Annotated in this window: 12 protein-coding genes and 1 pseudogene; 10 read left to right on the top strand and 3 right to left on the bottom strand. The window is 61.6% G+C overall.

The window, feature by feature from the left end:
• Positions 1-168, bottom strand: a pseudogene (locus M9827_RS13525) (signal recognition particle-docking protein FtsY); the annotation flags it as partial.
• 344 nt (positions 169-512) lie between these two features.
• Between M9827_RS13525 and M9827_RS13520 the strand changes: the two are divergent.
• The 5 genes from M9827_RS13520 to M9827_RS13500 all read left to right on the top strand — a co-directional run bounded on the left by M9827_RS13520 (position 513) and on the right by M9827_RS13500 (position 5,848).
• Complete coding sequence (locus tag M9827_RS13520) at positions 513-1,868, top strand: M16 family metallopeptidase (protein WP_007913612.1); 1,356 nt, start codon at positions 513-515, stop codon at positions 1,866-1,868.
• Positions 1,861-3,348 carry a M16 family metallopeptidase gene (locus tag M9827_RS13515; protein WP_250605803.1) on the top strand — a complete coding sequence of 496 codons (1,488 nt, stop codon included), beginning with the start codon at positions 1,861-1,863 and terminating at the stop codon, positions 3,346-3,348. Before M9827_RS13520 ends, M9827_RS13515 begins: the two co-directional genes overlap by 8 nt.
• Positions 3,348-3,962 carry a 16S rRNA (guanine(966)-N(2))-methyltransferase RsmD gene (rsmD, locus tag M9827_RS13510; RefSeq protein ID WP_250605802.1) on the top strand — a complete coding sequence of 205 codons (615 nt, stop codon included), beginning with the start codon at positions 3,348-3,350 and terminating at the stop codon, positions 3,960-3,962. The genes M9827_RS13515 and rsmD overlap by 1 nt, the downstream gene beginning before the upstream one ends.
• Positions 3,963-4,025: 63 nt before the next feature.
• Positions 4,026-5,021, top strand: a complete 996-nt coding sequence (locus M9827_RS13505) for a hydrolase (protein ID WP_250605801.1) — start codon at positions 4,026-4,028, stop codon at positions 5,019-5,021.
• Positions 5,018-5,848 (top strand): AraC family transcriptional regulator, encoded by an 831-nt coding sequence (locus tag M9827_RS13500; RefSeq protein ID WP_250605800.1) that lies wholly within the window; start codon positions 5,018-5,020, stop codon positions 5,846-5,848. Before M9827_RS13505 ends, M9827_RS13500 begins: the two co-directional genes overlap by 4 nt.
• Before the next feature lie 78 nt (positions 5,849-5,926).
• Here M9827_RS13500 and M9827_RS13495 read toward each other — a convergent pair whose 3' ends face one another.
• Positions 5,927-6,781, bottom strand: coding sequence for a sulfurtransferase (locus M9827_RS13495; protein WP_250605799.1), 855 nt, complete (start codon positions 6,779-6,781; stop codon positions 5,927-5,929).
• 32 nt (positions 6,782-6,813) lie between these two features.
• On the bottom strand, positions 6,814-7,485 hold the full coding sequence (locus M9827_RS13490; protein WP_007913599.1) for a TetR/AcrR family transcriptional regulator: 672 nt from the start codon (positions 7,483-7,485) through the stop codon (positions 6,814-6,816).
• 147 nt (positions 7,486-7,632) lie between these two features.
• Between M9827_RS13490 and M9827_RS13485 the strand changes: the two genes are divergently transcribed.
• The 5 genes from M9827_RS13485 (at position 7,633) to M9827_RS13465 (ending at position 12,331) form a co-directional block, all read left to right on the top strand.
• Positions 7,633-9,063, top strand: a complete 1,431-nt coding sequence (locus M9827_RS13485; protein WP_250605798.1) for a coniferyl aldehyde dehydrogenase — start codon at positions 7,633-7,635, stop codon at positions 9,061-9,063.
• A 29-nt stretch (positions 9,064-9,092) separates the two neighbouring features.
• Positions 9,093-9,638 carry a twin-arginine translocation pathway signal protein gene (locus M9827_RS13480; protein WP_250605797.1) on the top strand — a complete coding sequence of 182 codons (546 nt, stop codon included), beginning with the start codon at positions 9,093-9,095 and terminating at the stop codon, positions 9,636-9,638.
• A 115-nt stretch (positions 9,639-9,753) separates the two neighbouring features.
• Positions 9,754-11,349 carry a GMC family oxidoreductase gene (locus M9827_RS13475; protein ID WP_250605796.1) on the top strand — a complete coding sequence of 532 codons (1,596 nt, stop codon included), beginning with the start codon at positions 9,754-9,756 and terminating at the stop codon, positions 11,347-11,349.
• Positions 11,350-11,464: 115 nt separating this feature from the next.
• Positions 11,465-11,944, top strand: a complete 480-nt coding sequence (gene coaD / locus M9827_RS13470; protein WP_003229157.1) for a pantetheine-phosphate adenylyltransferase — start codon at positions 11,465-11,467, stop codon at positions 11,942-11,944.
• A gap of 135 nt (positions 11,945-12,079) precedes the next feature.
• Complete coding sequence (locus M9827_RS13465; RefSeq protein WP_003195146.1) at positions 12,080-12,331, top strand: YfhL family 4Fe-4S dicluster ferredoxin; 252 nt, start codon at positions 12,080-12,082, stop codon at positions 12,329-12,331.
• Positions 12,332-12,364: the final 33 nt, after the last annotated feature.

Genomic DNA, 12,364 nt, shown 5'->3' with positions numbered 1-12,364 from the left:
CGGCGCCGGTTCTTCTTCTATTACCGGAACCGGCGCCGGGGCAGGTTCAGGAATCGCGGGCGGCTGTTCGACGACGGGTTCCTGCGGTTTCTTACGCAGCCATCCGAACAGGCTTTTCTTCTCGCCAGCCGCAGCTGGGGTCTTCTTGTCGTCGTTGGAACCAAACATGGAGGACGGCTATCTCACGGTAGCGACGCGCCATAAGGGCGCCTCGGCAAATAAATATTCGATGCAGAACAGACTGTGTTTGACCCAGCTTGTTCACGCGCAACATTTTGTCGAGGCGCTACAGGCACCTCAAAGATCGTTTTAACGAAGGTCTAAACCGGTGAAAATCGGCGAAAACGCGGAGTTTAGTAGGTAAAACACTGCTTTGCGCCGCAAACCCATTCAGCCTGATCAAGTCCCAGAACCTGATAGGCGTGGTCGCCGGTAAAACGGATCAGTATCCTAGCACCCTCTCGCCCGCCGACGCTAAGACCAAGCGGGCAGCCCAACAGGTTAAAAAACGAATGAATGCTCTAGCCCGCCGCGCTGCAGGCCTGCTGCTCAGCACAGTCTGCCTGCCCCTTTCGGCCTTGGCGGCCGACCCGCAACCGACCCACGAATTCACCCTCGACAACGGTCTCAAGGTCGTTGTGCGCGAAGACCATCGCGCGCCGGTGGTGGTGTCGCAGGTTTGGTACAAGGTCGGTTCCAGCTACGAAACCCCGGGCCAGACCGGTTTGTCTCATGCGCTTGAGCACATGATGTTCAAGGGCAGCGAGAAAGTCGGCCCCGGCGAAGCGTCGCTGATCCTGCGCGATCTCGGTGCTGAAGAGAACGCCTTCACCAGCGACGACTTCACCGCTTACTACCAGGTGCTGGCCCGCGACCGTCTGGGCGTGGCCTTTGAGCTGGAAGCCGACCGCATGGCCAATCTGCGCCTGCCGGCCGACGAGTTCGCCAAGGAAATCGAAGTCATCAAGGAAGAGCGCCGCCTGCGCACCGATGACAAGCCGATGTCCAAGGCCTACGAGCGCTACAAAGCCATGGCCTACCCGGCCAGCGGCTACCACACGCCAACCATTGGCTGGATGGCCGACCTCGACCGCATGAAGGTCGAGGAGCTGCGTCACTGGTACCAATCCTGGTACGTGCCGAACAACGCCACACTCGTCGTGGTCGGCGACGTCACCCCGGACGAAGTGAAAACCCTCGCCCAACGCTATTTCGGCCCGATCGCCAAGCGCGACGTGCCACCGGCGAAAAAACCACTGGAGCTGGCCGAACCCGGCGAGCGCCAGATCACCCTCCACGTGCAGACGCAATTGCCCAGCCTGATGCTCGGTTTCAACGTGCCAAGCATTGCCACGGCCGAAGACAAACGCTCGGTCAACGCCTTGCGCCTGATCTCGGCCCTGCTCGACGGTGGCTACAGCGGTCGCATCCCGACACAACTGGAACGCGGCGAAGAGCTGGTCTCCGGCGGTTCGTCGAGCTACGACGCGTATACCCGTGGCGACAGCCTGTTCACCCTGTCGGCAACCCCCAACACCCAGAAGAAAAAGACCATCGCGCAAGCCGAGGCCGGTCTGTGGAAACTGCTGGAGCAGTTGAAAACCACCGCTCCGTCTGCCGAAGAACTGGAGCGCGTGCGCGCACAAGTGATTGCCGGTCTGGTCTTCGAACGTGATTCGATCACCAGTCAGGCCACCGCCATCGGTCAACTCGAGACCGTCGGTCTGTCGTGGAAACTGATGGACACCGAACTGGCCGATCTGGAAAGCGTGACCCCGCAAGACATCCAGAACGCCGCCAAGCTGTATTTCACCCGCGAACGTCTCAGCGTCGCCCACGTCCTGCCACTGGAGACGACTCATGAGTGAGCGCAAATCCCCACGTCTGCTGCTCGGCCTGATCGCCGTGGCGGTGATCGGCTCTGCCGCGTTCTACCTGATGCCCGGCGCTGACAGCACTGCCAGCGAAGCACTCGACAACGCCAAGTCCAGCCAAAAGCTGCAATCGCTGGCCGAGCTCGACGGCAAGGCCCCGGCCAGCCGCAAGCTCGATGTACAGACCTGGAACACCGCCGAAGGCGCCAAGGTGCTGTTCGTCGAAGCCCATGAACTGCCGATGTTCGACATGCGCCTGATCTTCGCCGCCGGCAGCAGCCAGGACGGCAATGCGTCGGGCCTGGCGGTGCTGACCAACGCAATGCTCAACGAAGGTGTCGCCGGCAAAGACGTCGGTGCCATCGCGCAGGGTTTCGAAGGTCTGGGCGCGGATTTCGGCAACGGTGCCTTCAAGGACATGGCGCTGGCTTCGTTGCGCAGTCTGAGTGCCGCCGACAAACGTGAACCGGCGCTGAAGCTGTTCGCGGAGGTGGTTGGCAAACCGACCTTCCCGGCCGACTCGTTCGCACGCATCAAGAACCAGATGCTCGCCGGTTTCGAATACCAGAAACAGAACCCCGGCAAACTCGCCAGCCTTGAGCTGATGAAGCGCCTGTACGGCGATCACCCGTACGCGCATTCGAGTGACGGTAACCCACAGAGCGTGCCGAAGATCACCCTCGCGCAGTTGCGTGAATTCCACGCCAAGGCCTACGCCGCCGGCAACGTGGTGATCGCGCTGGTCGGTGACCTGTCGCGTACGGAAGCCGAGTCGATTGCCAATCAGGTTTCCGCCGCACTGCCCAAAGGCCCGGCGCTGGCGAAGATCGCTCAGCCGCAGGAGCCGAAAGCGAGCATCAACCATATCGAGTTCCCGTCGAAGCAGACCAACCTGATGCTCGCGCAGTTGGGCATCGATCGTGACGATCCGGATTACGCCGCGCTGTCGATGGGCAACCAGATCCTCGGTGGTGGCGGTTTCGGCACGCGCCTGATGAGCGAAGTGCGCGAGAAGCGCGGCCTGACCTACGGCGTGTACTCGGCGTTCAGCCCGATGCAGGCGCGCGGCCCGTTCATGATCAACCTGCAGACCCGCGCGGAAATGAGCGAAGGCACGCTGAAACTGGTGCAGGACGTGCTCGCCGATTACCTGAAAACCGGGCCGACGCAGAAAGAACTCGATGACGCCAAGCGCGAACTGGCCGGCAGCTTCCCGCTGTCCACCGCGAGCAATGCCGATATCGTCGGCCAACTCGGCGCCATGGGCTTCTATAATCTGCCGTTGAGCTACCTGGATGACTTCATGCGTCAGTCGCAGAGCCTGACCGTCGAGCAAGTCCGCGACGCCCTCAACAAACACCTGAGCACGGACAAAATGGTCATCGTCACCGCTGGTCCGACCGTGCCGCAAAAGCCGTTACCGGCCCCATCTGATAAACCTGCCGAGCAACCGCTCGGGGTTCCGGAGCATTAATGGCAACTCGTTCCCCTAAAAAACCTGCGCACAACGTCCACAACGGTGTGAACCAGTTGCGCATCATTGGCGGCCAATGGCGCAGCCGCAAGCTGAGCTTCCCTGATGCGCCGGGCCTGCGCCCGACGCCGGACCGTGTGCGTGAAACCCTGTTCAACTGGCTGGCGCCGTACGTTGAAGGGGCCAAGGTGCTCGACCCGTTCGCCGGCAGTGGCGCGCTGTTTCTCGAAGCGCTGTCCCGCGGCGCGGCCATGGGTCAGGCGCTGGATGCCAGCAACATTGCCGTCTCCAGCCTGAAAGAACACCTCGGCACCCTGCGCTGCACCAACGGTCAGGTGCAGACCGCCGACGCCCTGCGTTATCTGGAAACCCAGACCGCAACACCGTTCGACCTGGTGTTCCTCGATCCGCCGTTCAACCAGAACCTGCTGCCTGCCGTCTGCACCTTGCTCGAAGAGCGTCAGTGGCTGGCGCCGGACTCGTGGATCTACACTGAAAGCGAAACCGCGCCATCGACGCTGGGCCTGCCGGGCAACTGGCGCCTGCATCGCGAACAGAAATCCGGACGGGTTTATTACGCGCTGTGGCAACGTACGGCAGAGATCGCCGGTTAACCGACCGGCCTGAATATGCGGCGCCCCTTCCAACAAGGTCGCCGCTCTGCATCGAGAACCATCGTGTCCGCTTCTTCAGAACGCTTCCTCCCCGCCTTCGGCCTCGGCAATCCGCACCTGCAAACCTTGTGGGGGCCGCTGTGGCGCAAAACCGTGCATATCGAACGTGAACGTGAACGCCTGTGGCTTGAGGATGGCGACTTTCTCGATCTCGACTGGCACGGCCCGCACACCGCCGATGCGCCATTGGTGCTGGTACTGCATGGGTTAACCGGTTCCTCCAATTCACCCTACGTGGCGGGCATCCAGAAGGCGTTGGCCGATCAAGGCTGGGCCAGCGTTGCGCTGAACTGGCGCGGCTGCTCGGGCGAGCCGAATCTGCTGCCGCGCAGTTATCACTCCGGCGCCAGCGAAGACCTCGCCGAAACCATCAGACACCTGCGTGCCAAACGACCGCTGGCACCTTTGTATGCCGTCGGCTACTCCTTGGGCGGTAACGTGCTGCTCAAGCATCTCGGGGAAAGCGGTTGCGCCAGCGGTGTGCTCGGCGCGGTGGCGGTGTCGGTGCCGTTTCGCCTGGACCAATGCGCCGACCGCATCGGCCAGGGCTTTTCCAAGGTCTATCAGGCGCACTTCATGCGCGAGATGGTCGCCTACATCAAGAACAAGCAACGCCAGTTTCAGCATGACGGTCGCGAAGACGGACTCGCCGCGCTGGCAGCCCTTGGCTCGCTGGAAAACATGCGTACCTTCTGGGATTTCGATGGTCGGGTGACCGCGCCGTTGCACGGTTTCAATGATGCCGAGGATTACTATCGTCGCGCGTCGAGCCGCTATTTCCTCGGAGAGATCCGTACGCCGACCCTGATCATTCAGGCGGCGGACGATCCGTTCGTGTTCCCGCACAGCTTGCCGCAGTCCAGTGAGCTGTCGGCGTCGACCGTGTTCGAACTGCAGGCACGCGGCGGGCATGTCGGCTTTGTCGACGGTTCGATTCGTCAGCCTGGTTATTACCTGGAACGTCGCATCCCGCAGTGGCTGGCGCGCGTGCCCGCATGAGCGATCAGGGTGAGTCGATCCGCTTCTGGCAAACCGCGCCGCTGGCCGGGGTCGAGTTGCTCTCGGCACGCTACATCGAGCATCGTTTCGCCCCGCATGTGCACGACGGCTTCGTGATCGGCATGATCATGGCCGGCGCCCAGCGTTATCGCTATCGCGGCGCCGAACATCTGGCCGGCAGCGGCACGCTGGTATTGATCAATCCCGACGAATTGCACACCGGGCACAAGGGCACCGAGGATGGCTGGCTGTACCGGGCGTTTTATCCCGATACCGCGCAAATCGTTTCGCTGCTGGATGAGCTGGAACTGTCCACCACCAACCTGCCGGCATTCGGCGCCACGCTGTATCGCGACCCGGATCTGGTCAACGGCTTTGCCCATTTGCACCGTTTGCTCGAAAGCCCGGCCACCGCGCTGCAACAGCAAACGCTGTGGCGCGAGATGATGTTGCGGCTGTTGCAACGCCATGCGGCTGTGCCGGCCCCCGGACGAGCCGGCAAGGAACACCGCGCGGTGCTGTTGGGCAAAGAACTGCTGCACGCGCAACTGGCGGCGCCGCCATCGCTGGAAGAGCTCGCAGCGGCGGTGAATCTGTCGCCCTTCCATTTTGCCCGAGTATTCCGTCGCGCCACCGGCATGCCGCCGCACACCTGGCTGATGCAGCAGCGCATCGCCCAGGCTCGTGCACTTCTGCAGCACGGCTGCTTGCCGGTTGAAGTCGCCACGCAACTGGGCTTTGCCGATCAGAGCCATTTGAGCCGGCAGTTCAAACAGGCTTATGGCGTCGGGCCCGCCGCGTACCGTAGCGCCCGGATGGAAAGCTAAAAGATCGCAGCCTTCGGCAGCTCCTACAGGGAAATGCATTCCAATGTAGGAGCTGCCGAAGGCCGCGATCTTTTGATCTTATTCGCCGGTGGCGATACCGCTCGAAGGCTGGTTGATCCACTCGCTCCACGATCCGGCATACAACGACGCCAACGGATAACCCGCCAGACACAATGCAAACAGGTTATGACACGCCGTCACGCCAGACCCGCAATAGGCAACCAGATCCGCTGGCGAACGCTCGCCGAGCTTGGCGGCAAAACGCTGTTTGAGCTGATCGGCGGGCAGAAAGCGCCCATCGCTGCCGAGGTTGTCGGTGAACGCTGCGCACTGCGCACCGGGAATATGCCCGGCCACCGGATCAATCGGTTCGACCTCACCTTTGAAACGCGGCAAGGCCCGGGCATCGATCAACGTCAGCGCCGGTTGACCGAGCCGCTGTTGCAGTTGCTCGGCGCTCAGCAGCAGGCTCATGTCCGGCTGACCACTGAAATTACCGCGACTGATCGTCGGCGCATCCAGGCTCAGCGGCAATCCGGCCGCATGCCACGCCTTGAGTCCGCCATCGAGAATGAACACGCCGTCACGCTTGCCCAGCCATGCCAGCAACCACCACGCCCGCGCGGCGTAGGCACCGGGGCCGTCGTCATACAGAACCACATCGCTGTCGTTGTTGATGCCCCACGCCTGCAGCCGCTCGATCAACGCCGCTGGCTCGGGCAACGGATGACGACCGGTCACGCCTTTGACCACGGCCCCGCTGAGGTCACGCTCAAGATCGGCGAAACTCGCCCCGGCAATGTGCCCTTCGGCATAGCTGCGCTGACCGTAGTCCGGGTCTTCGAGGGCAAAACGACAATCGAGAATCACCAGCCCCGGCTGGGTCTTGCGGGCATCCAGTGCTTCGGGGCTGATCAGTTGCGCAATCGGCATAACGGGCTCCTGGGGGATTTCAACAGAACGGTTTATTTCACGTCTTCGAGGGCTTGGGCCAGCGGCACGTAGAATTCTTCGAATAACGCATTGACCTCGTCACGCGCCTGCTCGGTGACAAACCCGGCTTCCAGCACCAGCACCTGATACACGCCACGTTTAATGGCTTGTTCACTGAGGTGGTTGGAGTTCTCGCGGGTGGTGCACAGGAAGCGCACCCAGGACGTCAGAATGATCCACGCATTGAGGGTCAGGGACTCGATCTGCACGCGATCCATATCCAGGATCCCGGCGGCAACAAAACCTTCGTAGATCGCCGCGCCCTGAATCACGCATCGCTGGGAAAAGCGCCGATAGCGGGCGGCGAGTTCCGGATCGCTGTCGAGCAAATGCTCGAGATCACGGTGCAGAAAGCGGTAGCGCCACATCGCCGAGAGCAATTCCTTGAGATAGAAACGCTTGTCCTCGACCGTCGCCGCGCGCCCCTGCGGCGGGCGCAGAAAGCTGTCCACGAGGCTTTCGTACTCACTGAACAACACGGCGATGATCGCCTGCTTGTTGGGGAAGTGGTAGTACAGGTTGCCCGGAGAAATCTCCATGTGGGCGGCGATGTGATTGGTGCTGATGCTGCGCTCGCCCTGCTGATTGAACAGTTCAAGACTGTTCAGCACGATACGCTCGCTGGTTTTTATTCGTGGGGCCATGGCTTGAGCTTTAATTCAGAGTGCGTTGGGGGGGCATCTTACGACCTAACCGGAAATGGATAAAACGATGTTGAGCAGGGAAGTCATTTGACTTTCTAGAGCATAGACTCTAAAAAGTTCGTCACTACAATAAATCCGGAGCAGACCATGACTGCCGACGTTGCTTACCTGCAAACGCTGCAACAACCGCTGGCTGAACTGGACCGGTTGTTCCAGGCGCAGCGGGCTGCGTATGCCGCCAATCCGATGCCGCCCGCCGCTCAGCGCCAGCAGTGGCTCAAGGCACTGAGTGATTTGCTCAGCAACGAGCGCCAGGCCTTGATCGAGGCAATCAGCTCCGATTTCAGCCATCGCAGCGCCGACGAAACCCTGCTCGCCGAACTGATGCCGAGCCTGCACGGCATTCATTACGCCAGCCGCCATCTCAAGGGCTGGATGAAAGCCTCGCGGCGCAAGGTCGGCATGGCGTTCCAGCCAGCCTCGGCGAAGGTGGTGTATCAGCCACTGGGCGTGGTTGGCGTCATCGTGCCGTGGAACTACCCGTTATACCTGGCCGTCGGCCCGCTGGTCGGCGCCTTGGCGGCGGGCAACCGGGTGATGCTCAAGCTCAGCGAATCAACCCCTGCCACCGGACTGTTGCTCAAGGAATTACTGGCGCGGATCTTCCCCGAAGACCTCGTCTGCGTGGTGCTCGGTGAAGCCGATATCGGCGTGGCGTTCTCGCGCTTGCGCTTCGATCACTTGCTGTTTACTGGCGCCACCAGCATCGGCAAACACGTGATGCGCGCCGCCGCCGAAAACCTGACCCCGGTCACCCTGGAACTGGGCGGCAAGTCGCCGGCCATCGTCTCCCGCGATGTGCCGCTCAAGGATGCTGCCGAGCGCATCGCCTTCGGCAAAACCCTCAACGCCGGTCAGACCTGCGTTGCCCCGGATTACGTGCTGGTGCCGGAGGATCGGGTCGGCGCTTTCGTCGAAGCCTATCGCCAGGCGGTGCAGGGTTTTTACCCGACACTCACCGACAATCCCGACTACACGGCGATCATCAACGAACGCCAACTGGCACGGCTCAACGGCTATGTCAGTGATGCCACCAGCAAGGGCGCGCTGTTGATTCCGCTGTTCGAGCAGGGTCAGGGCCGACGCATGCCGCACAGTGTGCTGCTGAATGTCAGCGACGAGATGACCGTGATGCAGGACGAAATCTTCGGCCCGCTGCTGCCGATCGTGCCGTATCAGGATCTGGAGCAGGCATTTGCTTACATCAATCAGCGGCCACGTCCTCTGGCTCTTTACTACTTTGGCTACGACAAACGCGAACAGAACCGGGTGCTGCACGAAACCCATTCCGGCGGCGTGTGCCTCAACGACACATTGCTGCACGTGGCTCAGGACGATATGCCGTTCGGCGGCATTGGTGCTTCCGGCATGGGCCACTACCACGGTCACGAAGGCTTCCTGACCTTCAGCAAAGCCAAAGGCGTGCTCATTAAACAGCGCTTCAACGCGGCCAGGCTGATTTATCCGCCCTACGGCAAATCGATTCAGAAACTGATCCAGAAGCTGTTCATTCGCTAAACACTTGTCACCGCCGGGTAATAACAACAATGCACCCAAGCCTGACCGAAACACCCGCCCTGTCCCGCCGTGGCCTGCTGAAATTCAGCCTCGGCGCCACGGCGTTTCTCGCCACTGCCGGGCTCGGTGCCAGCCTCAGCGGCTGCTCATCGAGCGTCGCGGCCAACGGTTTTGTCTCGTTGCGCGACGGCGACCTGCTGTTTCTGCGCGCGCTGATTCCGGTGATGCTCGACGGCGCCGTGGCGACCGAAAAGATGTCGGCCGCCGTCGAGGGCACGCTCAAATCGCTGGACTACAGCCTCGATCACCTGTCGCCGGAAATGCTCAAACTCACTCGGCAACTGTTCGATGTACTGGGCATGGCCGTCACTCGCGGGCCACTCACCGGGATCTGGGGCAGCTGGGAAAACGCCAGTGCCGAGGCCATGCGACATTTCCTTGAGCGCTGGGAAAACAGTTCGCTGAACCTGCTGCGCATGGGGCATAGCTCGTTGCAGCAGATGGTGATGATGGCCTGGTACTCCCGCGCGGAGTCATGGGCGCATTGCGCTTATCCGGGCCCGCCCACGGTCTGAAACCGTGTTGCCCCCTTCGCGAGCAGGCTCGCACATTTGAAATGCATTCCCCTGTAGGAGTGAGCCTGCTCGCGATGAGGCCCGCCATAACAACAAAAACAAGAGATCCTGATCAATGCCCGTACCCGACCCGTTCCGCGAAGGCCTCGCCCGAGGCTGGAAAACCTACAACGGCGCCCAACTGAGCGACGATCTCAGCCTTGAAGCCGACGTGGCCATCATCGGCAGCGGCGCCGGTGGCGGCACCACGGCGGAAATCCTCAGCGCCGCCGGCTACAAAGTGCTGCTGATAGAAGAAGGCCCGCTGAAAACCAGCTCCGATTTCAAAATGCTCGAAGACTTGGCCTACAGCAGCCTCTATCAGGAAGGCATCGGCCGCATGAGCAAGGACGGCGCGATCACCATCCTTCAGGGCCGCGCGGTCGGCGGCACGACGCTGATCAACTGGACCTCGAGCTTTCGCACCCCGGAGCCGACCCTCGAGCACTGGGCCAAGGAACACAACGTCAAAGGCCACAGCCCTGCCGAGATGGCGCCGTGGTTCGAGAAAATGGAGCAACGCCTCGGCGTCGCCCCGTGGAGGGTCCCGCCCAACGCCAACAACGACGTGATCCGCAAAGGCTGCGAGCAACTCGGCTACAGCTGGCACGTGATTCCGCGCAATGTGCGCGGTTGCTGGAACCTCGGCTATTGCGGCATGGGCTGCCCGACCAACGCCAAACAATCGATGATGGTCACGACCATTCCGGCGACGCTGGAAAAGGGCGGCGAGCTGATGTATCTGGCCCGCGCGGAGAAGCTGCTGATCAGCGGCGACAAGGTCACTGGCCTGCAATGCGTGGCCATGGATGAACGTTGCGTCGCGCCGACCGGCCGCAAAATCACCGTCAAGGCGCGGCATTACGTGCTGGCTGGCGGCGGCATCAACAGCCCGGCACTGCTGCTGCGTTCAGACGCTCCAGACCCGCATAAAGCCCTGGGTAAACGCACTTTCCTGCACCCGGTGAACATGTCCGCCGCGCGCTTCGACGAGGTCATCAACCCGTTTTACGGGGCACCGCAGTCGATCTACTCCGACCATTTCCAGTGGAAGGACGGCACCACCGGGCCGATGGCCTTCAAACTCGAAGTGCCGCCGCTGCATCCGGCACTGGCGGCCACCCTGCTCGGCGGCCTTGGCGCAGAAAGCGCGCAACATATGGCGGATCTGCCGCACACCCACGCCATGCTGGCCTTGCTGCGTGACGGTTTTCACCCGGACAGCACGGGCGGTGCAGTCGAGTTACGGGGCGATGGTTCGCCGGTGCTCGACTATCAGGTATCACCCTACGCCTGGGAAGGCCTGCGTCGGGCCTTTCACGTCATGGCCGACATCCAGTTCGCCGGCGGTGCCAAATCGGTGATGCCAATGCACGCCGACGCCCGTTACGTGAAAACCTTGGCCGAGGCCCGCACGCTGATCGATGGTTTGAGCCTTGAGCTGTACCGCACGCGCCTCGGCAGCGCCCACGTCATGGGCGGATGCGCAATGGGCGAAGAGCCGAAAAGCGCAGTCACCGACAGTCTCGGCCGCCATCATCAACTGACGAATCTGTCGATTCATGACGGCTCGCTGTTCCCCACCAGCATCGGCGCCAACCCGCAGCTGTCGGTGTATGGCCTGACCGCGCAACTGGCGACTTCCCTCGCCGATCGGCTGAGAAACCCGTGAAAAAACCGATTAATCGCCTCGTCTATAGTGCTTTCTTACCCAACAGGCGACTTGGCCGACCGGGACGGCTGCGATACCATCCGACTCCCCAACGGACTCCCGCCAGGACGACGCGATGAACCGAGTGTTGTACCCAGGTACCTTCGACCCTATTACCAAGGGCCATGGCGATCTGGTCGAACGCGCCTCGCGCCTGTTCGACCACGTGATTATTGCGGTCGCTGCCAGCCCGAAGAAAAACCCGCTGTTCCCGCTGGAACAACGGGTTGAACTGGCTCGCGAGGTCACCAAGCACCTGCCGAACGTGGAAGTGGTCGGCTTCTCGACGCTTCTGGCGCACTTCGCCAAAGAGCAGAACGCCAATGTGTTCCTGCGTGGTTTGCGCGCGGTGTCGGACTTTGAATACGAGTTCCAGCTGGCCAACATGAACCGTCAGTTGGCCCCGGATGTGGAGAGCCTGTTTCTCACGCCGTCCGAGCGTTATTCGTTCATTTCCTCGACGCTGGTTCGGGAGATTGCCGCGCTGGGTGGCGATATCAGCAAGTTCGTCCACCCCGCTGTGGCTGACGCGCTGACCCTACGCTTTAAAAAGTAGGAGCTGCCGAAGGCTGCGATCCTGGTTGTTGATTACAGCCCTTGATCGCAGCCGCGTGCACTGCGCGCGCCAATGCGGCACAATTGCGCGCATTGATTTATAGCGCCCGGGCCTGCCGCCCCGGCTGGAGTTAGCATGTCCCTGATCATCACCGACGATTGCATCAACTGCGACGTCTGCGAACCCGAGTGCCCGAACGCCGCCATCTCCCAAGGCGAAGAGATCTACGTGATCGACCCGAACCTGTGCACCCAGTGCGTCGGCCACTACGACGAACCACAATGCCAGCAGGTTTGCCCGGTGGATTGCATTCCGCTGGACGAAGCGCATCCGGAGACTGAAGAACAGTTGATGGAGAAGTACCGCAAGATTACCGGCAAGGCCTGATCCAACAGTTTTATAGCGCTCTTTCGGGCCTCT

Source organism: Pseudomonas sp. AKS31 (assembly GCF_023634765.1).
GTDB lineage: Bacteria > Pseudomonadota > Gammaproteobacteria > Pseudomonadales > Pseudomonadaceae > Aquipseudomonas.
The sequence above is the reverse complement of the archived record's forward strand: the minus strand, read 5'-3'. Positions and strand labels throughout refer to the sequence as shown.